Origin of the sequence: Paraburkholderia sp. GAS38, assembly GCF_050434965.1 — a bacterium.
GTDB lineage: Bacteria > Pseudomonadota > Gammaproteobacteria > Burkholderiales > Burkholderiaceae > Paraburkholderia > Paraburkholderia phenazinium_A.
On sequence record NZ_JBNDJO010000003.1, the window covers coordinates 417,697 to 443,740 of the forward strand.

The 26,044-nt window shown below is 64.1% G+C and carries 22 protein-coding genes; 11 read left to right on the plus strand and 11 right to left on the minus strand.

Annotation, left to right across the window (positions count from 1 at the left end):
• The first annotated feature begins 3 nt into the window (after window positions 1-3).
• On the plus strand, window positions 4-618 hold the full coding sequence (locus P3T42_RS09425) for a DUF938 domain-containing protein (protein WP_074294587.1): 615 nt from the start codon (window positions 4-6) through the stop codon (window positions 616-618).
• A 149-nt stretch (window positions 619-767) separates the two neighbouring features.
• Entirely contained in the window at window positions 768-2,177 is a 1,410-nt protein-coding gene (gene gndA, locus P3T42_RS09430; RefSeq protein ID WP_429305833.1) for an NADP-dependent phosphogluconate dehydrogenase, read from the plus strand.
• A gap of 142 nt (window positions 2,178-2,319) precedes the next feature.
• Here gndA and P3T42_RS09435 read toward each other — a convergent pair whose 3' ends face one another.
• Together P3T42_RS09435 and P3T42_RS09440 are read right to left on the minus strand one after the other, a co-directional pair.
• Window positions 2,320-3,075, minus strand: a complete 756-nt coding sequence (locus tag P3T42_RS09435) for a DUF2968 domain-containing protein (RefSeq protein ID WP_429305834.1) — start codon at window positions 3,073-3,075, stop codon at window positions 2,320-2,322.
• Window positions 3,076-3,243: 168 nt separating this feature from the next.
• Window positions 3,244-3,564: a hypothetical protein gene (locus tag P3T42_RS09440; RefSeq protein WP_429305835.1), complete on the minus strand. Its 321-nt coding sequence runs from the start codon at window positions 3,562-3,564 to the stop codon at window positions 3,244-3,246.
• Window positions 3,565-3,869: 305 nt separating this feature from the next.
• Here P3T42_RS09440 and P3T42_RS09445 point away from each other — a divergent pair, with 305 nt between their 5' ends.
• The 3 genes from P3T42_RS09445 to ltaE all read left to right on the plus strand — a co-directional run bounded on the left by P3T42_RS09445 (window position 3,870) and on the right by ltaE (window position 6,204).
• The gene (locus tag P3T42_RS09445; protein ID WP_074297130.1) at window positions 3,870-4,181 is read left to right on the plus strand and encodes a cupin domain-containing protein; all 312 of its coding nucleotides are present in this window, start codon (window positions 3,870-3,872) and stop codon (window positions 4,179-4,181) included.
• A gap of 120 nt (window positions 4,182-4,301) precedes the next feature.
• Window positions 4,302-5,033: a peptidoglycan DD-metalloendopeptidase family protein gene (locus tag P3T42_RS09450; protein WP_429305836.1), complete on the plus strand. Its 732-nt coding sequence runs from the start codon at window positions 4,302-4,304 to the stop codon at window positions 5,031-5,033.
• A 163-nt stretch (window positions 5,034-5,196) separates the two neighbouring features.
• A complete protein-coding gene (gene ltaE / locus P3T42_RS09455; protein WP_429305837.1) occupies window positions 5,197-6,204 on the plus strand; it encodes a low-specificity L-threonine aldolase in 1,008 nt (335 codons plus the stop codon).
• 8 nt (window positions 6,205-6,212) lie between these two features.
• On the opposite strand, the gene P3T42_RS09460 is transcribed toward ltaE, so the two are convergent.
• A complete protein-coding gene (locus tag P3T42_RS09460) occupies window positions 6,213-7,580 on the minus strand; it encodes an MFS transporter (RefSeq protein WP_429305970.1) in 1,368 nt (455 codons plus the stop codon).
• 348 nt (window positions 7,581-7,928) lie between these two features.
• Window positions 7,929-8,156: a hypothetical protein gene (locus P3T42_RS09465; protein WP_074294593.1), complete on the minus strand. Its 228-nt coding sequence runs from the start codon at window positions 8,154-8,156 to the stop codon at window positions 7,929-7,931.
• Between the two features lie 333 nt (window positions 8,157-8,489).
• On the opposite strand from P3T42_RS09465, the gene P3T42_RS09470 reads away from it, so the two are divergent.
• On the plus strand, window positions 8,490-10,940 hold the full coding sequence (locus P3T42_RS09470; RefSeq protein ID WP_429305838.1) for a glycogen/starch/alpha-glucan phosphorylase: 2,451 nt from the start codon (window positions 8,490-8,492) through the stop codon (window positions 10,938-10,940).
• A gap of 106 nt (window positions 10,941-11,046) precedes the next feature.
• Here P3T42_RS09470 and P3T42_RS09475 read toward each other — a convergent pair whose 3' ends face one another.
• The 3 genes from P3T42_RS09475 to P3T42_RS09485 all read right to left on the minus strand — a co-directional run bounded on the left by P3T42_RS09475 (window position 11,047) and on the right by P3T42_RS09485 (window position 13,242).
• Window positions 11,047-12,126, minus strand: coding sequence for a hypothetical protein (locus P3T42_RS09475; RefSeq protein WP_429305839.1), 1,080 nt, complete (start codon window positions 12,124-12,126; stop codon window positions 11,047-11,049).
• A 220-nt stretch (window positions 12,127-12,346) separates the two neighbouring features.
• Entirely contained in the window at window positions 12,347-12,685 is a 339-nt protein-coding gene (locus P3T42_RS09480) for a hypothetical protein (RefSeq protein WP_429305840.1), read from the minus strand.
• Between the two features lie 161 nt (window positions 12,686-12,846).
• Window positions 12,847-13,242: a DUF6232 family protein gene (locus tag P3T42_RS09485; RefSeq protein WP_074294597.1), complete on the minus strand. Its 396-nt coding sequence runs from the start codon at window positions 13,240-13,242 to the stop codon at window positions 12,847-12,849.
• A 386-nt stretch (window positions 13,243-13,628) separates the two neighbouring features.
• On the opposite strand from P3T42_RS09485, the gene P3T42_RS09490 reads away from it, so the two are divergent.
• Window positions 13,629-16,475 (plus strand): autotransporter outer membrane beta-barrel domain-containing protein, encoded by a 2,847-nt coding sequence (locus P3T42_RS09490; RefSeq protein ID WP_429305841.1) that lies wholly within the window; start codon window positions 13,629-13,631, stop codon window positions 16,473-16,475.
• A gap of 134 nt (window positions 16,476-16,609) precedes the next feature.
• On the opposite strand, the gene P3T42_RS09495 is transcribed toward P3T42_RS09490, so the two are convergent.
• The 3 genes from P3T42_RS09495 to P3T42_RS09505 form a co-directional block, all read right to left on the minus strand.
• A complete protein-coding gene (locus tag P3T42_RS09495) occupies window positions 16,610-17,770 on the minus strand; it encodes a porin (protein ID WP_074294599.1) in 1,161 nt (386 codons plus the stop codon).
• A 455-nt stretch (window positions 17,771-18,225) separates the two neighbouring features.
• On the minus strand, window positions 18,226-19,341 hold the full coding sequence (locus tag P3T42_RS09500) for a succinylglutamate desuccinylase/aspartoacylase family protein (protein ID WP_429305842.1): 1,116 nt from the start codon (window positions 19,339-19,341) through the stop codon (window positions 18,226-18,228).
• Window positions 19,342-19,608: 267 nt separating this feature from the next.
• Window positions 19,609-20,391, minus strand: coding sequence for an ABC transporter substrate-binding protein (locus P3T42_RS09505; protein ID WP_074294601.1), 783 nt, complete (start codon window positions 20,389-20,391; stop codon window positions 19,609-19,611).
• A gap of 372 nt (window positions 20,392-20,763) precedes the next feature.
• On the opposite strand from P3T42_RS09505, the gene P3T42_RS09510 reads away from it, so the two are divergent.
• Together P3T42_RS09510 and P3T42_RS09515 are read left to right on the plus strand one after the other, a co-directional pair.
• A complete protein-coding gene (locus tag P3T42_RS09510) occupies window positions 20,764-21,324 on the plus strand; it encodes a hypothetical protein (RefSeq protein ID WP_074294602.1) in 561 nt (186 codons plus the stop codon).
• A gap of 37 nt (window positions 21,325-21,361) precedes the next feature.
• Window positions 21,362-21,949 (plus strand): hypothetical protein, encoded by a 588-nt coding sequence (locus P3T42_RS09515; protein WP_429305843.1) that lies wholly within the window; start codon window positions 21,362-21,364, stop codon window positions 21,947-21,949.
• An 18-nt stretch (window positions 21,950-21,967) separates the two neighbouring features.
• Here the strand turns inward: P3T42_RS09515 and P3T42_RS09520 are convergent, their stop codons facing one another.
• Window positions 21,968-23,449 (minus strand): mannitol dehydrogenase family protein, encoded by a 1,482-nt coding sequence (locus tag P3T42_RS09520; protein WP_429305844.1) that lies wholly within the window; start codon window positions 23,447-23,449, stop codon window positions 21,968-21,970.
• 163 nt (window positions 23,450-23,612) lie between these two features.
• Here P3T42_RS09520 and manD point away from each other — a divergent pair, with 163 nt between their 5' ends.
• Complete coding sequence (gene manD, locus P3T42_RS09525) at window positions 23,613-24,821, plus strand: D-mannonate dehydratase ManD (RefSeq protein ID WP_074294605.1); 1,209 nt, start codon at window positions 23,613-23,615, stop codon at window positions 24,819-24,821.
• A gap of 99 nt (window positions 24,822-24,920) precedes the next feature.
• On the plus strand, window positions 24,921-25,958 hold the full coding sequence (locus P3T42_RS09530; RefSeq protein WP_429305845.1) for an L-idonate 5-dehydrogenase: 1,038 nt from the start codon (window positions 24,921-24,923) through the stop codon (window positions 25,956-25,958).
• Window positions 25,959-26,044: the final 86 nt, after the last annotated feature.

A 26,044-nucleotide genomic window follows, 5' to 3' on the forward strand; every position in this document is an offset into this window, starting at 1 on the left:
AACATGACCCTATCCGATCCCACGCAGCGCCAGCATGCCCCCGCCGCCGAACGCAATCGCGAGCCGATCCTCGCCGTCCTGCGGCGCGTCTTGCCCGCCAGCGGCGTGGTGCTGGAAATCGCCAGCGGCACGGGCCAGCACGTGACGCATTTCGCGGCGGCGCTGCCCGGCCTCGTCTGGCAGCCGAGCGACCCCAATCCCGACGCACGCGCCTCGATCGCCGCGTGGACCGCTCATGCCGGCCTCGCCAATGTGCGCGCGCCGCTCGAACTGGACGTCGAGCGCCCGTCGTGGGGTATCGATTCGGCTGAGGCGCTGATCTGCATCAACATGATTCACATCTCGCCGTGGACGGCCACTCAGGCATTATTCGACGGCGCGAGCCGCCTGCTCGGCAGCGGCGGTGTACTGTATCTGTATGGGCCGTACCGCCGTCACGGCGCGCACACGGCGCCGAGCAACGAAGCGTTCGACCAGCAGTTGCGCAACCGCAATCCCGCCTGGGGCGTGCGCAATATGGAAGCCGTGGCGGCGCTCGGCGAGGCGCAAGGGTTTGCGTGCGGGGAGCCGGTCGAGATGCCGGCGAATAATTTCAGTCTGGTGCTCACGAAACGCTAGCGGGCGAAGCGGCTGCGAAGGAGATTCGAACGCAGGGGCCACAGCTAGCGAGCGGCAATCGGGCATTTCTTTTATGCTTTCATCCTCGACGTCCCGCCGACGGCAATTCCGGCGCGGCGTCACGACAATCTGGAATCTGGAGAATTCAAATGGGCAAACAGGCAATCGGCGTAGTGGGGCTAGCGGTCATGGGCCGCAATCTGGCACTCAACATCGAGAGCCGCGGCCATGCGGTGTCCGTGTTCAACCGCAGCCGCGAGAAAACCGATGAACTGATCGCAGAATTTCCTGACCGTAAGCTGGTGCCGACTTTCACGTTGGAAGAATTCGTCGAGTCGCTGGAAAAGCCGCGCCGCATCCTGATGATGGTCAAGGCCGGCGCCGGGACCGACGACACCATCAACCTGCTCAAACCGCTGCTGGACAAGGGCGACATCCTGATCGATGGCGGCAATACGCATTTCACCGACACGATTCGCCGCAACCAGGAACTGGCCAAGGCCGGCCTGCATTTCATCGGCACGGGCGTGTCGGGCGGCGAAGAGGGCGCGCTCAAAGGGCCGTCCATCATGCCGGGCGGCCAGCGCGACGCCTACGACCTCGTTGCACCGATCCTCACCGAAATCGCCGCCAAGGCGCCGGACGGCGAGCCGTGCGTCGCCTACATGGGGCCGGACGGTGCGGGCCACTTCGTGAAAATGGTGCACAACGGCATCGAATACGGCGACATGCAACTGATCGCCGAAAGCTACGCCGTGCTGAAGCAGGTGGTGGGCCTGTCGAACAAGGAACTGGGCGACGTCTACACCGAATGGAACAAGGGCGAACTCGACAGCTACCTGATCGAAATTACCTCGAAGATCTTCAGCAAGAAGGACGACGAGACGGGCAAGGACCTGGTCGACGTGATCCTCGACCGCGCCGCGCAAAAAGGCACCGGCAAGTGGACCAGCCAGAATGCGCTCGACCTCGGCGCGCCGCTGCCGCTGATTACCGAAGCCGTGTTTGCGCGCGTGCTGTCGTCGCTGAAGACGGAGCGTGTTGCGGCGTCCAAGGTCATCAAGGGACCGGAAACCAAAGCGTTCGACGGCGATCGCACCGCGTTTATCGAATCCGTGCGCCGCGCGCTCTACTTCAGCAAGGTGATCTCGTACGCGCAGGGCTTCGCGCAATTGCGGGCCGCGTCGCAAGAGTACAAATGGGATCTCGACTTCGGCACGATCGCGAAGATCTTCCGCGCAGGCTGCATCATCCGCGCCCGCTTCCTGCAGAAGATTACGGATGCCTATACGAAGGACAAGGCCATCGCCAACCTGTTGCTCGATCCGTACTTCAACGACATCGCGTCGAACTATCAGGCCGCCCTGCGCGACGTGGTGATCGCCGCGATCAAGGCCGGCGTGCCGGTGCCGGCGTTTGCCTCGGCGGTGGCGTATTTCGACGCTTACCGTTCCGAACGTCTGCCGGCCAACCTCGTGCAGGCGCAGCGCGACTTCTTCGGTGCGCACACCTTCGAGCGCGTCGACAAGCCGGGCAGCTTCCACGCCAACTGGTCCTGAACGCAGGACTTCGGTCCGCCAAACGTCGCAGCCCGGCCCGCCCCGTCATGGGGTGGGCCGGGCTGTTTGTTTTGGCGCCCCGGACGCGGTAAAGGATGCCCGGGCGGCATCCCACTTGTCGGGTTGCGACGTCACGGTTGCGTCAACGGCCGGGCAAATGCGGCACCCCTTCGTTGCTGGTCAGATTCAGTTGGTGGATCTGCCGGTGCGCCTTGTTCAATTGCGCCTGCGCCGCCACCCGCTGCGCTTCCAGTTGCGCGACCTCCTTGCGCACCTGATGCTGCCGTCCCGTCACCACCTGTTCCTGCGCGGCGTTGCGCTGCAGGTCGCAGCGCAAGCGTTCCGCCTGGGCTTCCGATTGCGCGATCATCCGCGCGAGCTGTTCGTTCTGGGCCGCCAGTTGCGCGCGGCGGGTTTCGCCTTCGGACAGGCGGGTGGCCTGTTCTTCGAAGTGGTGGAAAGCGGCCTCCGCGGCGTCCAGGTCTGCGGCTTTGAGCGCTCGCCATAGCGCGCTTTCCTGGTAGAGGGCCACGTAGTAGGTCAGTTCGCGGGCATGGAACAACAGGCTCACCGAGTAGTCGAAACTTCGGAAGACCCGGAACGGAATCAGCGCTTCTTCCTCGGCGAGCCACTCCACTTCAGCGGTATCGGCCATCTGCACGGGCCGGCCGCTCACCTGCGAGGGTACGACCGGCACGGGCCGCAAGGTGGTCACGGGCCGCGCGGTCTCGGTTGCCTCGGCGGAGGCGGGCGCCGGCGCGGCTGCGATGGACGTGGCCGCGTCGTCGTGCGCGTCGTGTGCGCCGCGTGACGACGCGGCGCTGTCGTGGGCCACCTGGACGAGGTGGGAGGGGCCAGTGGCAAGCAATGCACTGCGTCGGTTCAGGAGACTTTTCACGGCAGTTCCTCAGAGTGACCCGCCCGACACCGCGAGGCAGCGCCGACGTGGAACATGCCGGGGCCGCAAGGCAGTGCGTGCGGTGAACGAAAGCGGAGGGGCGCAGGGGCAGAAGCCGCCGGCCCGCAGCAGTGCGAATCAGTCCAACTCAGTCCAACTCAGTCCAACTCAGTGCAACGTGCGACGCCGGCGCGCGATATCGTCGAACAGCTCGCTGCTGGGCTCGAGTGCGAGCAGCCACGATTCGTCGTAGCCGCTCAGGTTGTCGAGCGCCTCGCGCAGCCGCTCGAGCGCGACGGCGGGAAGCTCGACGCTTGCCTCGACACCGCTCGAGAGCCGGGCAATGCTGGCTAGCTGGACCAGGGCGTCGGCCGCCTCGGCCACGTCTGCCGCGAACACGAGGTGAGTATTGAGCAGCTCGACCAGACCAGGGGATGCCGCGACATCTTCGATGTTTAACTGCACGGCCAGAAACGTGGCTTTGTTCATCCCCGAGCTCCTCACGGACAGGACATGGCGGCGAGCGGTTCGCCTGCTGTGCGTTGCGTCAGCAAGACCCAGTATAGGCGAGGCGGGGAGGGATTCAATGCTCACACGAATTGCGGCCGCGCGCGGTGGGGCTCCGCCGGGCGCGGCCCGCAAACGGCGCACCCTATAATGGCGCGAGCGGATTCGACGGCGCAGGTTGCGCCGCTGCGCTGCACAAGCCGGTCCGGCGTGGGTCTGCCGCCGCTTCTGTGCAGCGCACCATGACCTTGCCGATCAGGTCGATTCATTTGGCATACCCGGACATCATGAAGATTATCCGTAGCAAGACATTTACGGCGCAGCGTCCCTGGGGCGCGCTCGATATCGCCAACATGCGGGGCATCACTACGCGGCTGCACTGGACGGATCAGCCGTACAAGTGGCACGTCAACGACGGCGAGGAAGTGTTTGCGGTGCTCGACGGCCGGGTGGAGATGCGCTACCGCGAAGCGGGCGAGGAACGCTCCGTGCTGCTGGAGACGGGCGATGTCTTCTTTGCTTCGGTCGGGACCGAGCATGTTGCGCATCCGCAGGGCGAAGCGCGCATCCTCGTGGTCGAGTCCGAGGGTAGTGTTTGAGCGTGGCGGACGGGATTGTTTCGGAGCGCCAAGCAAAGTGCGGACCCAGGCGCCGGGCGAATGACCCGCCGGGGCGCGGACGCTTGAAGATTGATTGACTCACGTGCCGAGGATTATCAGATGACAGAAAAGTCGCAACGTGCAGCTTCGCAGGTTCTGATTGCTGTTTCGGTCGTGGCCGCGCTCAGCGGTTGCACGATGACGCCGTGGGGCGAGAACTCATCCTCGTACAACGGCACCTCCGGGAGTTATCAGACCGGCAACGTGCCTACCGGGCAGGTGGCCGCGGGCTATTACCGCGTCAACCCCGGCGACACGCTGCCGGGCATCGCGGCCGCCTACGGCCAGCATCCCCAGGATCTGGCGCGCTGGAACGGTCTGCTGCCCAACGCTAGCGTGACGGTCGGCCAGGTGCTGCGGGTGGCGCCGCCGCCGGCCGGCGTGAGCCCGCCTGCTCCGGCAGGCGGCTCGGTCGCGCAGCAGGGCGCCTTGCTGTGGCCGCTGCGTGGACCGGTCCTCAAGCCCTTCATGCCGGGTAGCAGCAAGGGCATCGTGATCGGCGGCAGGATCGGCGATCCGGTCAAGGCCGCGGCCGCGGGACGTGTCGTGTACGCGGGCACCGGTATCGAGGCCTATGGGCCGTTGATCATCATCAAGCACAGCGATTCGCTGATTACGGCGTATGGCCAGAACAGCACCTTGCTGGTCAAGGAGGGCGACGCCGTCACCCAGGGGCAGGTCATCGGCGAGGTGGGCGCGGACAGCCGGGGCGTCGGCTCGATCCAGTTCGAGGTGCGTCAGGACGGCCATCCTGTCGATCCGCTGACGTGGCTACCCAGAACGGGCGGCTAAGTGTGACGATGTGACGGGACGGGTGTCGGGACGCGCGCTTTTTTCGCCTGGTTTGCAGCGCGGTCGTAATTGAATACACTCGTTGGTTCACGCGCCGCCACCCCACGCCGGGAGCGCGCGAAAGCGACCCCGGCCCAGGCGCTCTCACACACAGGAATGTCAGATGATCGATTTGCGCAGCGATACCGTCACCCGTCCGAGTCAGGCCATGCTGGCGGCCATGACCTCCGCCGAAGTCGGGGATGACGTCTGGGGCGACGACCCGACCGTGTTGCGCCTGCAAGCCACCGTCGCCGAGCGCGCGGGCAAGGAAGCGGGCCTGTTCTTCCCGAGCGGCACGCAAAGCAATCTGGCCGCGCTGATGGCGCATTGCGCGCGCGGCGACGAATACATCGTCGGCCAGGCGGCGCACACCTACAAATACGAAGGCGGCGGGGCCGCGGTGCTGGGCAGCATCCAGCCGCAGCCGATCGAGAATGCCGCCGACGGCTCGCTGCCGCTCGACAAGATCGCCGCCGCCATCAAACCTGTCGACGACCACTTCGCGCGCACGCGGCTGCTGGCGCTGGAGAATACGATCGGCGGCAAGGTGCTGCTGGCGGGCTATGTGGCCGAGGCGGTCCAACTCGCGCGTGAACACAAGCTGGCCACGCACCTGGACGGCGCGCGCGTCTGCAATGCCGCGGTGGCGTCCGGCCAGCCGCTGGCCGCGCTGTGCGCACCGTTCGACTCCGTCTCCATCTGCTTTTCCAAGGGGCTGGGGACGCCGGTGGGGTCGGTGCTGGTCGGCAGCAAGGATCTGCTGCAGAGCGCGCATCGGTGGCGCAAGGTGCTGGGCGGCGGCATGCGCCAGGCCGGCGTGCTGGCGGCGGCCTGTATCTATGCGCTGGAGCACAACGTCGAGCGCCTCGCCGAGGATCACGCCAACGCCGCGCATCTGGCCGCGGGTCTGGCGCAGATCGATCAGGTCAAGGTGCTGTCGCAAGCCACCAATATGGTGTTCGCACAATTTCCCTCGCAGCATTGCGTGCCGCTCGAAGCGTGGCTGAAAGAGCGCGGCATCCTCACGCAGATGCTGTATGCCTCGCGTTTCGTCACGCATATGGACGTGTCGCGCGCGGACATCGACACGTTCCTCTCAGCGGTGAAGGGGTATTTCGCGGCGCATTGAGGGGCGGGTCACTTCGCCGACGTCGGCGCACTCACCGCCGCGCGATGCGACGGTGCGAATAGCCGCAAGCCGCTGGCAATACTCGCGGCCCCTGCGAACACCGCGCCGGCCGTTAGCGCCAGCGTCGGACCATGCCGGCCGGCAAGCCCGAAGCTCAGCGCCACCAGCGCCGCGCCCGTCGTCTGACCAATCAGGCGCGCGGTGGCGATGATGCCGCTCGCGCCGCCGCTACGCTCGGGCGGCGCGCTGGCCATCAACGCCTTCAGGTTCGGCGACTGGAAAAAGCCGAACCCCGCCCCGCAGACCGCCATCCGGATGCCGATGTCGAGCACGTGCGGATGCGCCGGCAATAGCGCGAGCGACGCCATGCCCGCGGACAGCACCGCCAGTCCGACTGCCCCCAGCAGACCGGGCGGATAGCGATCCGACAAGCGTCCGGCAAGGGGCGCGGCCAAGGCAACCACGACCGGCCATGGCGTCATCAGAAAGCCCGTCTCCACCTGGCTGCGATGCAGCACATCTTCGAAGTAGAACGGCAGCGAAACGAACGCGAGACCTTGTGCGGCGAACGAGCAGACGGCAGTCACCGCGGACAGCGCGAACACTGGCAGCTTGAACAGGTCGACGGGGAGCATCGGCGACGGGTGTCCGGCTTCGCGCCGCATCAGCAGCAGCCCGAACACGACGGCCACCGCCGCCGCGCCCAGCACGTATTGGGTCGGCTCGCGCTGCGCCGCCTCGCCGAGCGCGAAGATCAGCGCTGCAAACGTGATCACGTTAAGCAGGGCGGCAACCCGGTCGAAATTGTGGCCGCCGCGCGTGGTATGGGGCAGCGCAGGCAGGGCGAACGCCAGCGCGACAATGCCCAGCGGGACGTTCACTGCGAACAGCCACGGCCAGGTGGCGAGCGACAGGATCAGCGAAGCCACCGTCGGGCCGACCGCGAACGACACCCCGACCACCAGCGCATTGAGCCCGAGGGCGCGCCCCAGCCGGTGCTGCGGATACAGGTAGCGGATCAGCGCGGCATTGACGCTCATGATCGCGCTGGCGCCCAGGCCCTGCAGCACCCGCGCCGCGGCCAGCAAGGGCAGCGTGCCGGAGAGCGAGCAGGCGAGCGAGGCCACGGTGAACACCGCAATCCCAGCAATGTAAATGCGCCGGTGGCCGACGATATCGCCAAGTGCCGCGAGCGGCAGCAAGGTCGCGACCATCGCCAGCTGGTAGGCGTTGATGATCCAGACCGACGCGGCGGGCGCCGCGTGCAGGTCGGCGGCGATGGCCGGCAAGGCGGTATTGGCGATCGCGGTGTCGAGCGTGGCGAGCGCGACGGCCAGCATGATCGCCGCCATCGCGCGGCGGTTGCTGGCCGACATCGGGGCATCGCCTGGCGGCGCGTAGTCGGGGGAAAGCGGGGTCTTCGCGGACACGGGCTCGGCTCGTCGGATGGCGCGCGTCGTTCGGCGAAGCGGCTCGCGAGCGCCTCGCGGGATCGATGCAATCGCGCGGATTAAAAGGATGAAGCGGATTTGAAAGGCTGCACGCGTGGCGTGCGTGGCCAATGGACAGGCCGCACGCTCGGGCACGCCGCGTTAAACAGATTGTTACAGAGCCGGCGAAATTCTGCTGGCGGCCGGGCAGGGGCGCGGCATGACTTCGTAACGCAACTAACGGTCAAGCCCGGCCGCCGCCCCCGGACACGGGTGCTCGCGGCAAAATCAACCTCAACTAAACGAAGCCAGCAAGATCGACAGCTTGCGAATATGCGCCTTGAATGCCTCCGTCGTCTCGCGCTCGTGTCCGGCGCTCAAATGCGGTGCTTCGGCCAGTTCGACCTGCTGCTGGAATTCGTCGGCGATCCGGCGGCGCGTCTCCGGCGGCAGGGCGCGAATCAGCGAGACCAGCAGCAGTTCCTGGGCGTGGAACATTCCGAGCATGGATTGTGCGTTCATCTCGACCTCCGTCGGAGCAGGATGAAGAGGGCGGGCGCGGCGTCGGCATGCGCAGGGCAAGCGGTCGTCGAGCTGCCTTCTTCTTCCTCCATACTAGTGCAGGCAAGCGGGCTGATTGAGGCGCGCCTGCACCGTATCTGTGCTTGACGTGCATGGTGCGGGCGTTGACCCACCGCGCGAGGCACGCTGCGCGCGGCGCCGTGGGCCGAGCGTCCCGGTGACGGAGAGCCGGAAATGTCCTACTCTGCATATTTACCCGCCTGACCGGCACGCGCCTCCCGTCCGTCAACTGTGCGGTTCGCGTGTACTGTGTCGCACTTACCGGAGGCTTCAATGACAGCCGTGGATCTGGAGTTTGACCAGCTCAACAGCACTGTCGATGCGCTACGGCGCTCTATTTCCAATCGCATGATGTACGGTGTCGGTAAGGACGCCGTCACGGCCCGTCCGCATGACTGGCTGCACGCCGCGGCGCTCGCGGTACGCGACCGTCTGGTCGCACGCTGGATGAAGACCACGCGCCTGCAATACGAGCAGGACGTGAAGCGCGTGTACTACCTGTCGATGGAATTCCTGATCGGCCGCACCTTCACCAACGCCTTGCTGGCGCTCGGCATCTATGAGCCGATGCGCGAGGCGCTGGCGAGCCTTGGCGTCGATATGGAAGTCCTGACCGATATGGAGCCGGACGCCGCGCTCGGCAACGGCGGCCTGGGGCGTCTCGCCGCCTGCTTTCTCGATTCGATGGCCACGCTCGGCATTCCCGGTTTCGGCTATGGCATCCGCTACGAATACGGCATGTTCCGCCAGCAGATCGTCAACGGCGAGCAGGTGGAAGCGCCGGATTACTGGCTGCGCGCCGGCAATCCCTGGGAGTTTCCGCGCTCCGAGATCCAGTATCTGGTCCACTTCGGCGGCCGCACGGTGCAGCGCGGCGAGCATGTCGAATGGATCGACACCGAGCATGTCAACGCGATGGCCTACGACACGGTCATCCCCGGCTATGCGACCAGCGCCACCAACACGCTGCGCTTGTGGTCCGCACGGGCGAGCGAAGAGCTCGATCTGTCGGCGTTCAATCGCGGCGATTACCGCAGCGCCGTGGACGCGAAGACGATGTCGGAGAACGTCTCGCGCCTCTTGTACCCGGACGATTCCACGCCGGCGGGTCGCGAGCTGCGGCTGCGTCAGGAGTATTTCTTCGTTTCGGCGACCATGCAGGATCTGATCCGCCGCTATCAGCGCACCCACAGCACGTTCGGCCGCTTTGCCGAGAAGGTGGCGGTGCATCTGAACGATACGCATCCGGTGCTGGCGATCCCCGAACTGATGCGCCTGCTGGTGGACGTGCATCACGTGCCGTGGGACAAGGCATGGCACCAGATCCAGCAGATGTTCTCGTACACCAATCACACGCTGATGCCCGAAGCGCTCGAGACGTGGGATGTCGAGACGCTCGCGCGCCTGTTGCCGCGTCACCTCGAGATCATCTTCGAGATCAACGCGCAGTTCCTCAAGCACGTCAGCGAACAGTCCGGCCACGACGCCGAAATGATCCGGCGCATTTCGCTCGTCGACGAATACGGCCAGCGCCGCGTGCGGATGGCCTATCTGGCGATCGTCGCGAGCCAGAAGGTCAACGGGGTGTCGAAGCTGCATTCGCAACTGATGACGCGCGATATCTTCGCGGACTTCGCGCGCATCTACCCTGAGCGCTTTACCAACGTGACCAACGGCATCACGCCGCGCCGCTGGCTGGCGCAGGCGAGTCCGTCGTTGTCGTCGCTGATCGACCAGCAGATCGGCACCCACTGGCGCCGCGATCTGTTCGAGCTGGAGAAGCTGCGCGACCTGCGCAACGACAGCGGATTTGTCGACGCGTTTCGCGAAGCGAAGCGGCAGAACAAGCTGCGCCTCGCGCAGCGTCTTGCGCATCATACGAAGGTCTCGTTCGACCCCAACGCCTTGTTCGATCTGCAGGTAAAACGGATCCACGAATACAAGCGGCAACTGCTGAACGTGCTGCATGTGATCGTGCGCTACAACCAGATCCGCGCGAATCCGGAACGCGACTGGGTGCCGCGCGTCGTGATGTTCGCGGGCAAGGCGGCCTCTGCTTACCGCATGGCGAAGACCATCATCAAGCTGATCGGCGACGTCAGCGAAAAGGTCAATCACGACCCGCTGGTCGGCGATCGCCTGAAGGTGGTGTTCGTGCCGAACTACGGCGTGAGCGTCGCGGAGCTGATCATTCCGGCCGCCGACCTGTCCGAACAGATCTCGATGGCGGGCACCGAAGCGTCGGGCACCGGCAACATGAAACTGGCGCTCAACGGCGCGCTGACGATCGGCACGATGGACGGCGCCAACATCGAGATTTGCGATGCCGTGGGACGGGAGAATATCTTCATCTTCGGCCATACCGCCGACGAGGTGGACGGCTTGCGTGCAGCCGGCTACCGTCCGCGCCAGCTCTACGAAGAGAACCCTGAACTGCGCATGGCGCTCGACCAGATTCGCACAGGCTTTTTCTCACCCGACGATCCGCTGCGCTTCGCGGACATCTTCCATACGCTGGTCGACTGGGGCGATCACTACATGGTGCTGGCGGATTTCGCGGCGTTTGCCGAGGCGCAGAACGCGGTGGATGAGCGTTTTCGCAATCCGCGTGCGTGGGCCGAAAGTGCGATCGAGAACGTGGCCGGCATGGGGCAGTTCTCGTCCGATCGCACGATCGGCGAATACGCCCGCAATATCTGGCACGTGAAGCCGCTCGATATGTGAGGACATCGAGGATATCGACGATGTCGATGATGTAAAATCGCCGCCGGGCCGCATGGAGGAACATGCGGCCCGGCGGCGTTTCGCGCTTGCGGTGTCGCGCGCGGGATTACGGCGCAAGCGTTTCCGACGTTGTGGCAGCATGCAGCCCAAGCTGCCCGTGCGGGAAATCGAGCAGCACGTCGAGGTTCTGCATCGCCATCAGGCCGATCACGATGCGGTTCGCGCCGGGTTTCGACTTGGCGATCGTCACCTGCGCGCTTTCATAACGATGCCCCCACGAGCCGACGCCGAGCGCGACGTCGTAGTTGCCTTGCGCGAGCACGTCGTTTTCGTCGCCGTCGCGGGTCCAGTTCGGCGCCTTGTCGGTTTCCACACGAATCATTTCAGTGCTGCCGGTGGAGAACACCACGGGCGCGCAGAAGCGCATCTTGTCGCCTACCTGGACGCAGCCCACTGGCCACTGCGCCGCGCCGTTCTGCGCCGCCGTCATCGGCACCAGCGTGAACTCGCGCGTGAGGCCCGTCGACGGACTCAGAATCACAAACGGCTTGCCGAAATTGGCATGTACCAGATAGCGCTGACCGATGTTGCCCGGCAGCGCGCGCAGCGGCTGCGTGCAGCAGTCGTCGTTCGGTTGCGCGGCGCCTGCGCCGACGATGCCCGAGAACGCCCAGCCGAATTCGCCGGTGTAGCCGTCCATGGCCAGGCAGTGTTTCTGGCTGCGCTGGCAGCGCACGTCGTTGACGGTCTGCGCGGTGACATCCACCGGCTTCGTGCCGACCATGCTAAACGGCAGCTTGACCGACGGCCCCGACACCTGGGCGCCATTGGCGAACGTCAGCGAGGTGGCCGCGCCGGTGACGGGATAGTTCACGCCCGGCAGCACCGACGACAGCACGCGCACGCCTTGCGTGCCGGTGTCGAACGCCATGTACACGGCTTTGCCGTCGAGCTGGACAGGCAGGCCGAGCCGCGCGTGACCTTCGTCGGCGCGTTCGACATGCAGCGGAATCAGCACGCCGTCATTGCCGCCGTTGATCAGCGAGGCGGCGGGGGCGGGCGGCGTGGGAACCGGAAAGGTGACGGCGCAGCCGCCGAGCGCCGCCGCGCCGACCAGTGCGGCGGTGGTGCAGGCGCTCAAACGGCCGCGCAGGAAACGAAGGCAATATTGGGACAGCAGGAACATAGGGCCACACTTTGCAAAAGAGCGTGTCCCTGACGAAGGCGGTGTAGCGTGGACTGCAAGGCGTGCCGCAGTGGCGACAATCGCAAGGGCCGTTTGCCTTGTGGGCAGTGGAGCGGAGGCGCTTGCGAGGCCTGCGGGAGGGAACGCGGGATAAGAGAGCCGCAGACTGTACCTGCTTCGCTATACCGAATTGCAAATATGTGTAAATACTTGATCTTGATCAAAGATCGCAGGCGAGATCGAGTGGGCGGCGGATCACGCTTTCCACTGCGCGGCCGAGGATCGCCCGGTCGAGTGCGCGCGCTAGCGCGCCGATCACTTCATCGAGGGTGCGGGAGATGACTTCGACGCGGAAGGTGATGCGCTCGTTGCGTTTGTCGATGGTGACGACGTAAAGCCGCAGATTTTTGCCTAGCGCTGCATGCAACGCGCGCCTGCCGGTAGCCGAGGAGGTGCCGGGTACGGTGACGTCGAGTGTGACGAGGGGGACTCGGACGGGTGCCGAGGGCGCAAGCGAGCGCAAACCTCGGGGGACAACCGTGGCGGTGGACTGTAACATCGTGATGCGCCGCTACGGATTGGGGCGGCGTGTTGTGGAGACGAGTCCACTGTATCCGCGCGAGTCTCAAGCGAGTGCAAAAGCTCGCGGCGTTCAGGTTAATTTTGTGTTAACGCCGAAGCCGCGAGCGGCGTGGTTCTTTGGCCCGCAAGCTGGCTGGATCAGGCTTTTGGCGCTGCAGCCGGAGCGCTTGCAATGGTATCGCGGACGGTTTGCGCCACCCGTTCGACAAACTCGAGGTCGATGCTCGACAGCGCTTCGCGCTCGCCGCTGCTGGTTTCGACGATCAGGCGGTGCGTGACGTCCTGGGTGGACCACGTGAGCCAGCCCACCACCGCCAGCATGACGCCGCATACGATGCCGGCCGACGAGCGGAACACGCCGCCGACAATGGCACCCACCAGCCCGATCACCGAGATGGCAATGGGCAGTACCTTGTTCTTCTGCACGGTGACGACGCGCACGTTGAGGATCTCGCGGAGCGGGAAGACCTGGCCGGCGGCGGAAAGCGCATTGCGCGTGACCGAGACGCCACGGTCGTTGAAAGGGGTTTCCATCGGGTTCAATGCAAGCGGTGGCAAAGGGCGCAGGGTACCAGAAGCGGCGTGAGAGCAGGAAGGGGTGGGGTGACGCAGAGTGGTTGTTTGTTGCGCAAGTTGTGAATACTCCCGGCGACTGTTGACAATAAGTCACTTCGATTCGCATGACGTGCGAAATAATACGCGATAGGCGTCTGGACTTTTCGCCGGGAAGTCCGATAATCAATTGCACGAATTGGGATCTGACGAAAGTTGTTCTCTTTGGAGGTTAAATGGCCGCCATCGCGTGCAACGGCACATCTCCTCCAGCAACTCGGGTTGTTCACAACCGGCAAGGTGGGGTGCGGCGGCCAACGCGCCGGGCGTTGCCAAAGCGGACAGCGTTATCTCTATGCGTGGCGACTATGCTGACGCCGCCTGCCCATGCGCAGGTCACCATTCCCAACTCCACCGCGACCGTGCAGTTGCAGGTTCTGAGCCCGGGCTCGAGCACGTTCCAGGCGCCGGCCGGCGGCGTCATTAACGTCGCCAGTGGCAGTGCCATCGTCGGAGACAATACCCAGAACTGGCAGCTTACCAATTCCGGGCTGATTCGCTCCACCAGCGGCGGGGGAGGCTTTGGCGTCGTCCAGTTGAACTCCGCCACGTCCGGTGGCGCCCGCCTCGACAACTTCGGCAGCATAGTCTCTACAGCGGACGCTTCGAATAGCGTCGAGGGTGTTTATCTGCTTAAAGGCGGAACGGTTAACAACCATGCAGGGGCAAGCATCAGTGGCGCCAGCCAGTACGGCATCCTCGCGACGGGGGTGGCCAACGTTTCGAATGACGGCAATATATCCGCTGTCGCCGGCGGCATCCGGTTGGGATCCGGGGGCTCCGTCACACAGAGCCAGACCGGAACAATTACCGCCAGCAGTGGTCCCGGCCTGTTGAACGACAACGGGCCGCTGACAGTCAGCAATGCCGGAACCATCACGGGCACAAACGCCCCCGCCGTGCTGATTCGTGGTACGAGCACCGGCACGCTCGTCAATAGCGGTTTCATCTCGGGCCTGGTCGGGGTGCAGCTGCAAAGCAGCGGGATGGCGCTAACCAACACCGGCACGATCACCGGCACGGGCGGCACCGCCGTTACCATTAGCGGTAGTAACAATTCGCTGACGCTGGGAACGGCTTCGGTACTCAACGGCAATGCTGTGGTCACATCCGGAACCGGCAACACCCTCGTGCTGCAGGGCACCGGTAGCACAGGAAGCAGTTTCACCGGTTTTAACAGCCTGACCCTGTCCGGCTCGAACTGGACGCTGAGTGGCCCGGTCTCGACTACCGGCACGACGGCTGCGGCGACGAATGTGCAAAGCGGCACGTTGATACTCGCCGGTGCACTCGCTAACAACGGTACCGGCGGCGGTACCACCATCGGCGCAGGCGCCACCCTGCAGGTCGGTAACGGCGGCACCAGCGGCAGCGTCGCCGGTGACATGACCAACAACGGCGCGCTGGTGTTTGATCGTTCGGATAGCCTGATCTATGGTGGAACCATCAGCGGTACCGGATCGGTGACGCAGTCCGGCAGCGGCACGGTGATATTGAACGGGGTGCAGACTTATAGCGGCAAGACCGCTGTCACGGCCGGCACGCTGGCCATCGGGGAGGCTTCGCACACGGGCGCGGAACTGGCCGGAGGCGGTCAGACGACGGTGAGCGCCGGGGCGGCGTTCGGCGGCTACGGCACGGTCACCGGAACGGTGATCAACGATGGTCTGATGGGTGTCGGCAATGCGCTCCCGGCGCTCTCCAACGGGCCGGATGCGATCTTTACGGTTATCGGCAACCTCGACAATCGCGGCACGATCACCATGGCTAACGGCGTCGCCGGTGACCGTATGATCGTGACGGGAGGAACCTACACTTCCGACGGCGGACAACTCCGGATCGACACGGTACTGAACGAAGGCGGCGCCAGTTCGCAAACCGATACGCTGGTGGTTGATGCAACCGCCGTGGGCGTGGGCGGTGCAACACGTATTACGGTTCAACGCGTAGCAGGCGACGGGGCGGTCACGCAGGCTGACGGCATCCAGGTGGTCGATGTGGTCGATCCGAGCCGCTCGGCCAGCGGTGCCTTTACGCTGGATGGCCGGGTGGTTGCGGGACCCTATGAATACCGGTTGTTCCAGGGGGGTGTCAGCGATCCGGACAATGGCCAGTGGTATCTTCGCTCCGAGCAGCCGCCGACCCCCACTCCTACGCCTACACCTACACCCAACCCCACGCCGGTCCCGCCGAAGCTGCTGCGACCGGAGGCGGGGGTGTATCTGGGCAACCAGTACGCGGCGCAGACGATGTTCCTGACCACGCTGTACGACCGGCTGGGCGATCCGCAGATCCCGGACGACGATAAACCGGACGGCAACGCGAGACTCGCGGCAGGATGGGCGCGCATCGCGGGAACGAGCGTGCGCAGTCAGGGTGCCGACGGACAGTTGGAGGTGAATACGCAGGGCGAGGTATTGCAGGCGGGGGGAGATGTTGCGCAATGGTCCGCCATACAAAGTGGTGACCGTCTGCATCTTGGTGTGATGACCGCCTACGGCAACATGCGCACGAACGCGAGCGCGGCAGGTAACCCTTACGATGCGTACGGCACGGTCAATGGCTACGCGGTGGGAACCTATGCGACGTGGTTTGCCAATGAGAAGAGCCGGCTCGGCGCATACGTCGACGGCTGGATCCAGTACGGCAATTTCGACAACCAGGTGCAGGGCGATCTGCTCCCCGGTGAAAGATACAGTTCACATAGTTGGACCAGTTCGCTGGAAACAGGCTACGCGGCGAAGCCGTTCGGTAACGATTGGGTGATACAACCGCAAGGACAACTGATTTATATCGACTACAGTGCCGGCACCCACACGGAGGTCAACGGGACGCAAGTGGCGGCCGATAGCTCAGGCGGCCTGGTGACGCGTCTCGGAGCGCGCCTCTACCGGGATTTTGCAAAGGACAGCGGCAAGATCATTCAGGCGTCGTTTGAAGCCAACTGGTGGTACACCAATCGCAAGAATGCAATCGCGATGGACGGCGTGAACGTCCCGCTCGATGGTGTCGCGAAGAGTACCGGCGAAGTCAAGGCAGGCGTCCAATACCGGTTTGCTCACCGGTGGCAGACCTGGGGTAACGTGGCGTGGGCCTTTGGCGGTAACGACTTCCAGCGGCTGACCGGCATGGCCGGCGTGCACTACGCCTGGTAGCGCTCACACGGCGTCGTCAAGCTGCTGAAGACGAGCCCATGCGATGACTTGCACGCCGCGAAGGAACCCCCTTCGCGGCGTTTCCCACTTCGCGCTCCGGGAAACCAGCAGCCTCCCGAAGACGCGAATTCAGCTTAGAACTTGTGACGGATGCCCACGCGAACGGCCAACTGCGTGTCCGCACCGGCTGTCGGCAGGTAGCTGCTCGTGCTCACACCGATCTGCGACTGCAGGGCGGCGCCGTTCGAAGCCTTGCCCTTGGCGTCCTGGAACACGCCGAGCAGGTACACGTCGGTGCGCTTGCTCAGTGCGTAGTCGACGCTGGCGTCAACCTGGTTCCAGTGACCGTTGGTCAGGTCCTTGGCTTGCATGTACGTGTAGCCCAATGCGCCCGTCAGTGCCGGCGTGAAGGCGTACTTGGCGCCTGCTTCATACGCATTGAACGTCGTCATGTGGCCGACGATCTGCTCGATGTTCGTGTGGGTCCACAGGGCCCACATCGTAGCCGCTCCGATCGAGTACTTGGCGCCGACGCCTGCCGTAGCCAGATCCTTCACAACGCCAGCTGCGCCCGTGGTCGACGACGAACCCGCCACCGTCGTCGTGAAGGCTGCCGGCGTTGCCGAGGCCGGGAAACGGATGTCCGTGTACGCAGCGCCAATGCCGAACGGACCGTTCACATAGTTCAGGCCGAAGCTATAGGCAGACGAACCCGAGTTCGATGCGGTCGTCGGTGCGCCCTGGAACGCGCCAGCCGAGTTCGAGAAGCCGTACATCGCGCCGAACGTCAGGCCGTAGAAGTTCGCGCTGTTGAACTTGACGGCGTTGCTGATACGGCTCGACGTGAGCTGGTCGATATCGTTGATGTGGTAGCCGTAGTTGCCGGCGACGGTTTGGCCGCCGTTGGCATACGAGCCGCCCAGATAGTCAGTCGAGAACGAATACTGACGGCCGAGCGTGAGCGAGCCGACGCCGTCTTGCGTCAGGCCGACATAGGCCTGGCGGCCGAATTCCGAGCTGCCTTGACCCAGCGCGCCGGTACCGACGTTGAAGCCGTTTTCCAGGTTGAAGATGGCCTTCAGACCGCCACCGAGGTCTTCGGAACCGCGCAGGCCCCAACGGCTGCCTTGAGCGACGCCGTCGCCGAACTGGACGAGGTCCTTGCCGCCCGTGCCGGCGTGGTTCACATACGTGACACCCGCGTCGATCAGGCCGTACAGCGTGACGCTGCTTTGCGCGTGAGCGGCGCCTGCGAAGGAGGCGAGGATAGCGGTGGCTAAAACTTTCTTGTTCAAGAGATTCTCCGGTTTAAAAGAGGCAATCGCGTGCCTGGCTCTGTTGGCAGGTCATGCGATGGCCGCAATTTAAGGGAGCGGGGCGAAAGGAATGTGACAGCTAGATTATTTGGAGAATCTGTCGTACGAATGCGACATCTGAAACGCGGACCTAAAGAAAGTCGTGCACAGGCGCGTCGCTTATGCAGCCTGGAGAATCACGATTATTGCGTAAAACAAGGTATATAACGATTCTGCAATGCGGTTTGTTATCGAAAAATAGAGTGCTAAGTGAAGCGGGAAAATCGCGGTGTGAGACGCCCATTATTCAATAACGAATCGCAGACAACGTTTGCGCGATGCGATGAATAATGGCAAGCATGACTAATCATCTTGCGTCGATTTAATCTCATTTGAAAATGAGCGGACGGTAGCGGCGGCGGCATCTCTGCCGCCATCGCTACCGTCCGCATCGATCAGTTGGACAACAACGATCCCGAGCGGAAGGACTTTGCGCCGGCAATGCGGGCGAATTCGATGCCTGCGGTCGCGAAGCGCGTCAAATGCCGCGCATACAGCACGCCGGCGACGCTGCTCTTGAGTGTCACGACGCGATCGGTCAGCGGGTCGACGATATCGGCGATCTCGTGACCGGCGTCGACCCAGGTGCCCACTTCGGTGCGATACACCAGCACGCCGCTGATAGGCGCGACGATCGGCTCGGCGCCGGCGAGCGGGGTGGCGGCGAATTCGAGCGCGGGCATCGGCGCCGCCGTGCCGTCGATCACGCCACGATGCGTCAGATATTCGATGATGCCTTGCGCGTCGTGTTCGGCGAGTTCATACGAGACGTTGCGCTGGCCGCGCAGTTCGATTGTCACCGAGACCGAGCCGTTCGGAATCGGGAACCGCTCGCCGTAACGGCCGCGCAGATCCGACCAGCAGAAGCTGTGGATTTCGTCGAACGGATTGCCCACCGAATTCAGCGCCAGCAGCGAGGCCTTGGCTTCCAGATAGCGCGCGAGCGGTTCGACTTCCGTCCACAGGTCCGGATTGGTGTAGATGTGCATGGCCGCTTCCCAGTCGCAGTGCAGGTCGAGCACGACATCGGCGTCGTACGAGAGCTTCTGCAGCGCGAGGCGTTGCGATTCCAGCTCCGTCTCCGGTTTGATCGCCTCCAGCGCTTCGCGCATCGCCGTGCGGATGGCCTTGCGGTTCTGGTCGATGTTGTCGGTCAGGCGCGCTTCGATTACCGGCTGCACGAGGGCGGACAGATCGTGGAAGTTGCGGTTGAAATTCTGCGCCGTGCCGGTTTCGAAGCGTCCCGTGTGAAGGCCGAGAAAATGCTGGTTCAGACCGATCGGATTCGCCACCGGCACGATCACGACCTCACCCTTGATCTTGCCCGCGGCTTCGAGCGCAGCCAGCTTGTTGCGCAGCGTCCAGGACACCAGCATGCCGGGCAGCTCGTCGGCATGCAGCGAGGACTGGATGTAGATTTTTTGCCCGCCGCCGGGACCGTAGTGAAAACTCGTCAGGTTGCGTGCGGTGCCGAGTGTCGGGGAAATCAGCGGATGGGTTTGGGTTTGCATGATGTCTGAAGCGCGGCGGCCTCGCGAGGGGTCGCGCTATGTTGTTGATTTCAGATTGAAAAGTGGACTTGCTGGGACGCTTGCCGCAGCGTCGAGGTGGCTCGCGCCGCGCGGCGTAATCGTTCGATCTTAGCCGATAAGCCAGCCGGATGTGAATCGATGCGCTGAATCCATACGCGATGACGGGGCGCCAAACGAAACGGGCTCCGCGTGTTGCGGAGCCCGTCTGTGCAAGCGCAGTGGCGCGGCGAGCCGCGCCGGCCGCGCTTAGCTGCCGTACACGTCGAACGTGAAGTACTTGTTCTCGAGCTTCTTGTACGTGCCGTCCTTGATGATGTCGGCAATCGCCTTGTCGATCTTGGCCTTCAGGTCGGTGTCTTCCTTGCGCAGGCCAATGCCCGCACCGTTGCCGAGGACCTTCTCGTCGACGATGTCTTTGCCGGCAAACTCGTAGCCGGCACCGCGCGGGGTCTTCAGGAAGCCGATGTCAGCTTCCACGGCGTCTTGCAGCGAGGCATCCAGACGGCCCGACAGCAGGTCGGTGTAGACCTGGTCCTGGTTCTGGTACGAGACGACCTTGGCGCCCTTCGGCTCCCAGTAGGTCTTCGCGTACGTTTCCTGGATCGTGCCCTGTTCGACGCCCACCGACTTGCCTGCCAGCGATGCCGCCGTCGGCTGCAGCCCCGAGCCCTTCTTGGTCACGAGGCGCGTCGGCGTGTTGAACAGCTTCGCCGAGAAGGCGATCTGTTCCGCACGTTGCGGCGTCATCGACATGGACGACAGCACGCCGTCGAACTTCTTGGCCTTCAGTGCCGGGATCATGCCGTCGAAGTCGTTTTCGACCCAGACGCACTTCGCATTCAGACGCTTGCAGATTTCGTTGCCGAGGTCGATATCGAAACCGACGAGCTTGCCGTCCGAACCCTTCGATTCGAACGGGGGATAGCTGGCGTCAACGCCGAAACGGATCGTGGTCCAGTCCTTCGCATGTGCGCCAATCGAGACGGTGGCAAGCAGAGCAACCGTCAAAGCCGCTAGCAGTTTTTTCACTGTTTTACTCCTCGGAGTGGTTCGTATTACACCCGCATGCGGTTGTGCCGCTGCGAGATCGTGCCCGGCGCGACTCACGACCGGGCAGGGTTAAAAGGCTGCGGGCCGGAGCGGCCTGCAGCGCGGGCAAAGCTTATCAGGTCAAAAAGATTACGTACTCAGTAAAACACCGGATGGCGCTTGATCCCGGCGTCTAAAGTTCGCCGGCGACCCGCCGTTAAATCACCTTGACACGCCGCCGTGCGGGCCAGCCGGCGCGGGTCTCCGCCGAGTGCGTCGTCATGCTGGTTGCATAGGATGAGGGCATGAAGCGTGGCTGCGATTGACGCGGGATTGTGCGAGTTTCACCACTAAATCAACAACATTGGACCTATGAACCTTCTGATACGTGTAGGCGGCTGGCTTGCGCCGACTCTTCTCGCAACGGCCTGCTCGGTCGTGGCGCCGCCGTATACCCCTTCCATCGACAACGTGCAGGCGCTTAAAAATGCGCAGACTGCACAAGCGCACCTGGGCACGTTCGACTCTCAAGCGGGCACGTCCAACACTTACCCCGTGGCAGTGCGAGCCAACCTGATGCGCTCGCCGGTGGGCGATTCGTTTGGCCCCTACCTGGCCGATGCGATGACCCGCGAACTGACGATGGCCGGACGCCTCGCGCCGCAAAGCGACATCGAAGTCAAAGCGACCTTGCTGAAGAACAACGTGGATGCCGGCATTGCCACGGGAGAGGCTACGGTGTCGGCGCGCTTCGTGGTGACGCGAGCCGGCGCGGTGCGCTACGACCAGGTGAAGACGGCGGGCGCGAAGTGGGATTCGTCGTTCGCGGCCGCGATTGCGGTGCCGAAGGCGGTTCAGGAGTACCCGACGGCCGTGCAGAACCTGCTCGGTCAACTGTATGCCGATCCTGCCTTCATCCAGGCAATCCAGTAAACCACAACAACATACTCAAGACAGGAAGACCTACACCATGGCTATGATTCGCATGATTGCGGCGGCAAGCGTCGTCGCGGTGCTCTCGGGTTGCGCCCACCAGATTTCGCTCAGCACAGACGAGTCGAAAGTGCCGGCGCTGTCCACCCAGCCGCTCGACAAGAACGTGGCGATCGTCATCACCGAGGAGCAGTCGACCCAGGAAGTCATCACGCCGGGTGGCGGTGGCGACAAGGTCAGTTATCGTCCGTATCACGATCTCGAGCTGCCGATGTACGTGAGCCTCGGTCACGTCTTCAGGAACGTGACGAAGCTGAAGAGCGCGCCGGATGCGGCGACCATCCAGGCGCAGCATCTGGACTACGTGATCACACCGACAATCAAGACGACTTCGTCGTCGCCGAGCCTGCTGACGTGGCCGCCCACCGACTTCTCGGTGACGCTCACGTGTACCGTGACCGATCCGACCGGCCAGAAAGTCGTGACCGAAGACGTGACGGGTACGGGTCACGCCGAGTTCTCCGAGTTCAAGCGCAACTTCGGTCTCGCAGGCCAGATCGCGACCACCGATGCGGTGACGAAGCTGCAGACGGCGTTGGAGAATGCGCCTGAGCTGAAGAAGTAAACAGCAGAACCCGCTTGTTCAAGCCGCGTAAGCGGCGATCGCGCTGCGCGCGCCGTTGCCCAACACCTGCAACGCGTCGCGCAGCGCGCTTCTGAAGAGCGGCTGGGCGGCCAGCTCGGCGGGGAATACTTCGCGGACTTCGAGCAGGGCCGCAACGAGGGCGTCCGGTTCATCGTGCGCGGCGGCGGCGAGTGTCTGCAGCCGGGCGGCGAGCGGGTCTTTCACCTCAAAGCGCGTGCCGTCGTCGGCATGGCCGCGCAAAAACCTCATCCATGCGGCGACGGCCAGTGCGAGCCGGGCAAACGGCTGTCCGGCGTCGATGCGTGCCGCGATCGTGCCGAGCAGGCGCGGCGGAATTTTCTGGCTGCCGTCCATCGCGATCTGTGCGCAGCGATGTTTGAGCGCCGGGTTGGCGTAGCGTGCGAGCAATGCGTCGCGATAGCTTAGGATGTCGAATGATCTGGGCACGCTCAACGTGGGGGCGATTTCGTCGCTCATCATGGCGTGGATCAGACGCCGCATGTCGGGGTTGCCGATGGCCGAATCGATGGTGTCGAAGCCGGCCAGCATCGACAGGTAGGCAAGCGTCGAATGCGTGCCGTTCAGCATGCGCAGCTTGGCGAGTTCGAACGGCGTGACATCGTCCACCAGTTGCGCACCGACGGCGTCCCATGCAGGGCGTCCGGCCGGAAAGCGGTCTTCGATCACCCATTGCCGGAACGGCTCGCACGGCACCGGCGCGGCGTCGTAGTAGCCCAGCACGCGTGCCGCCGACTCCCGCTCGCTCTCCGTGGTGGCGGGAACGATGCGGTCCACCATCGTCGAAGGAAACGCCACGACGTCGGCAATCCAGTCCGCCAACGACGGATCGAGTTGCCTTGCGAACGAACACACCACCTGACGCAAAGCGGCGCCGTTATGCGCGAGGTTGTCGCACGACAGCACGGTGAACGGGTTGTCACTGGCGCGCCGCCCGCGCAACGCGGCGGCCAGAATGCCCGGCACGCTGCGCGGCGTATGCGGATTCGCCAGATCGTGCGCCACCAGCGGGTCGTCCAGTGCGACCTCGCCCGTCTTCGGATCGCGGCAATAGCCCTTCTCCGTCACCGTCAGCGAGACGATGCGCACCTGTGGATCGGCGAGGCGTCCGAACAACGCGTCGTGGTCGTGCGGCATCGCCAGCACTTCGAGCAGCGCACGCGCGAGCGTCACCTTTTCGCCAGCGGGGCCGCGCTCGACGACGCTATACAGACCCTGCTGCGCCATCAATGCGTCGCGTTTGCTCACGTCGCCCTGCAGCGTGACACCACAGATGCCCCATTCGCCGCCTGCGGCGAGCATCGCCTCTTCGGTGTACAGCGCCTGGTGGGCGCGATGAAAGTTGCCGATCCCGAGATGCACGATGCCGATTCGCGGTTCGCGCCATGACGTGGACAAAACGTGCGCATCGAGTGCGGGCAGGGCGTGGCGAGTCAGGCGAGGCAGGGCGGACGAGGTCATGAGCGTGAGATCCGGGAGTGAAGCAAACGGTGCAACCGAACGGTAACGCGGGCATCCCGGTCCGAAGCACGGGGGAAACCCTCATTTGACGTGTTGCTATACTTGTATGGTAGCATCGTTTCAAGCTGTTCTTCGCCGTCCCTGAACCTGCAAGGAAGCCTTCATGAAGATCGTTCGCGCCGACGTCATCGTCACCTGCCCAGGGCGCAATTTCGTCACCTTGAAGATCGTCACGGACGAAGGGGTCCACGGCATCGGCGATGCGACCCTCAACGGCCGCGAGCTGGCAGTGGCGTCGTATCTGAAAGACCACGTGTGTCCCACCTTGATCGGCCGCGATCCGGGCCGCATTGAGGACATCTGGCAATACCTGTACAAGGGCGCGTACTGGCGCCGCGGTCCGGTGACAATGACGGCGATTGCCGCCGTGGACGTGGCGCTGTGGGACATCCTCGGCAAAATCACGGGCATGCCGCTGTACCGCCTGCTGGGAGGCGCGTCGCGCGACGGCGTGATGGTCTACGGGCATGCCACGGGCCGGGATATTCCGGAAGCGCTCGATCGCTACGCGGAACATCTCGAAGCGGGCTACAAGGCGATCCGCATCCAGTGCGGCGTGCCGAACATGCGCTCGGTGTATGGCGTGTCGAAAGGCAAGGGCATGTATGAGCCGGCTACCAAAGGCGCGGTCGAAGAGCAGAGCTGGTCGTCGGAAAAGTACCTCGACTTCGTGCCGAAGCTGTTCGAAGCGGTGCGCGAGAAGTTCGGCTTCGAGTCGCATCTGCTGCATGACGTGCATCACCGTCTCACGCCGATCGAAGCGGCACGTCTCGGCAAATCCGTCGAACCCTACCGCCTGTTCTGGATGGAAGATCCGACGCCGGCCGAGAACCAGGCGGGCTTCCGCCTGATTCGCGAGCATACGGTGACGCCGATTGCGGTTGGCGAAGTGTTCAACAGCATCTGGGACTGCAAGCAACTGATCGAAGAGCAACTGATCGACTACATCCGCGCCACGCTCACGCATGCGGGCGGGATTACCCATTTGCGGCGCATTGCGGATTTTGCTTCGCTGTACCAGGTGCGCACCGGTTGTCACGGACCGTCGGATCTGTCGCCGGTCTGCATGGGCGCTGCCCTGCATTTCGACCTGTGGGTGCCGAACTTCGGCGTGCAGGAATACATGGGCTTTCCCGAGCAGGCGCTCGACGTGTTCCCGCATGCGTGGCGTTTCGATCAAGGCATGATGCATCCGGGCGAGGCGCCGGGGCACGGCGTCGATATCGACGAAGCGCTGGCCGCCCGCTATCCCTACGATCCGGCCTATTTGCCGGTGGCGCGCCTCGAAGACGGCACGTTGTGGAACTGGTGAGCTTGAGTCTGCCTGACGCCTTGCGACGTCGCTGCGCGTCCCGTCTTCTTCTTCAGTCGCGCCACCCTGAACGCGCGGCCTTACCGATTGGAGTCTCCCATGCTGGCAGCCGTTCTCCACGAACCCAAACTGATCCGCATCGACGCGCTCGATGCACCCGAACCCGGCGCAGGACAAGTACGCGTGCGGGTCCGCGCGGGCGGCATCTGCGGCTCGGATCTGTCGTACTACTTCAAGGGCAAGAGCGGCGATTTCGCGGTACGCGAGCCGTTCGTGCTGGGTCATGAAGCCGCCGGCGAAGTGGATGCAATCGGCGAGGGCGTAACGGGTCTCGCTATCGGCCAGCGTGTGGCGGTGAATCCGGGGCTCGCATGCGGCGCGTGCCGGTTCTGCGTGAGCGGCATGCCGAACCACTGCCTGCACATGCGCTTCATGGGCAGCGCGTCGACGTTCCCGCATACGCAAGGCATGTTCCGCCAGTTCATTGTCGTGACGGCGCGTCAATGCGTGCCGGTGCCGGACGGCGTCGACTTTGCCCAGGCCTCGATGGCCGAGCCGCTCGCGGTCGCATTGCACGCGGTCCGGCGAGCGGGGTCGCTGGTCGGGGCGCGGGTGCTGCTGGTCGGCTGCGGGCCGATCGGTTGCATTCTGCTCTCCGTGGCGCGGCGTGCCGGCGCGCATCGTCTCGTCGCGGTGGATATTTCAGACGCCGCGCTGAAGATGGCCCGTGCGCTAGGGGCCGACGAAACCGTCAATGCCATTGACGGCGCAACCATCAACACGTGGGCCGAGCAGCGCGGTCACTTCGACGTGGTGATCGAGGCATCGGGTAGTCCCGCGGGTCTCGATACCGCTTTGCGTTCGGTGCGAGCGGGCGGCACGGTGATTCAGGTCGGCAATCTGCCCGCCGGGCAGTCTCCGGTGGCCGCCAATCTGGTGATGGCGAAGGAAATCCGCTATCAGGGGTCGTTCCGCTTCACCGACGAATATGCGATTGCCGCCGAGGAAATCGCTGCGGGCAAGGTCGATCTGCGCCCGCTCATGACGCATGCGTTTGCCATGGAGGAGGCTAACCACGCCTTCGAAGTGGCGCTGGACCGTTCGCAGTCGATGAAGGTCCATTTGCATTTCGACTGATTGCCGCCGCGCCGCACCCCGGCAAGCTGTTCACAACGCGCGGTTCCCGAACACGCCGTCAATCATCGCCCGGCAAGAGGCGACAC

Bases quoted from the DNA above. Each gene is read 5' to 3' on its own strand.
- P3T42_RS09425 (WP_074294587.1), top strand. From the start codon at position 4: ATGACCCTATCCGATCCCACGCAGCGCCAGCATGCCCCCGCCGCCGAA.
- gndA (WP_429305833.1), top strand. From the start codon at position 768: ATGGGCAAACAGGCAATCGGCGTAGTGGGGCTAGCGGTCATGGGCCGC.
- P3T42_RS09440 (WP_429305835.1), bottom strand. From the start codon at position 3,564: ATGAACAAAGCCACGTTTCTGGCCGTGCAGTTAAACATCGAAGATGTC.
- P3T42_RS09445 (WP_074297130.1), top strand. From the start codon at position 3,870: ATGAAGATTATCCGTAGCAAGACATTTACGGCGCAGCGTCCCTGGGGC.
- P3T42_RS09450 (WP_429305836.1), top strand. From the start codon at position 4,302: ATGACAGAAAAGTCGCAACGTGCAGCTTCGCAGGTTCTGATTGCTGTT.
- ltaE (WP_429305837.1), top strand. From the start codon at position 5,197: ATGATCGATTTGCGCAGCGATACCGTCACCCGTCCGAGTCAGGCCATG.
- P3T42_RS09460 (WP_429305970.1), bottom strand. From the start codon at position 7,580: ATGTCGGCCAGCAACCGCCGCGCGATGGCGGCGATCATGCTGGCCGTC.
- P3T42_RS09465 (WP_074294593.1), bottom strand. From the start codon at position 8,156: ATGAACGCACAATCCATGCTCGGAATGTTCCACGCCCAGGAACTGCTG.
- P3T42_RS09470 (WP_429305838.1), top strand. From the start codon at position 8,490: ATGACAGCCGTGGATCTGGAGTTTGACCAGCTCAACAGCACTGTCGAT.
- P3T42_RS09475 (WP_429305839.1), bottom strand. From the start codon at position 12,126: ATGTTCCTGCTGTCCCAATATTGCCTTCGTTTCCTGCGCGGCCGTTTG.
- P3T42_RS09480 (WP_429305840.1), bottom strand. From the start codon at position 12,685: ATGTTACAGTCCACCGCCACGGTTGTCCCCCGAGGTTTGCGCTCGCTT.
- P3T42_RS09485 (WP_074294597.1), bottom strand. From the start codon at position 13,242: ATGGAAACCCCTTTCAACGACCGTGGCGTCTCGGTCACGCGCAATGCG.
- P3T42_RS09490 (WP_429305841.1), top strand. From the start codon at position 13,629: ATGCTGACGCCGCCTGCCCATGCGCAGGTCACCATTCCCAACTCCACC.
- P3T42_RS09500 (WP_429305842.1), bottom strand. From the start codon at position 19,341: ATGCAAACCCAAACCCATCCGCTGATTTCCCCGACACTCGGCACCGCA.
- P3T42_RS09510 (WP_074294602.1), top strand. From the start codon at position 20,764: ATGAACCTTCTGATACGTGTAGGCGGCTGGCTTGCGCCGACTCTTCTC.
- P3T42_RS09515 (WP_429305843.1), top strand. From the start codon at position 21,362: ATGGCTATGATTCGCATGATTGCGGCGGCAAGCGTCGTCGCGGTGCTC.
- P3T42_RS09520 (WP_429305844.1), bottom strand. From the start codon at position 23,449: ATGACCTCGTCCGCCCTGCCTCGCCTGACTCGCCACGCCCTGCCCGCA.
- manD (WP_074294605.1), top strand. From the start codon at position 23,613: ATGAAGATCGTTCGCGCCGACGTCATCGTCACCTGCCCAGGGCGCAAT.
- P3T42_RS09530 (WP_429305845.1), top strand. From the start codon at position 24,921: ATGCTGGCAGCCGTTCTCCACGAACCCAAACTGATCCGCATCGACGCG.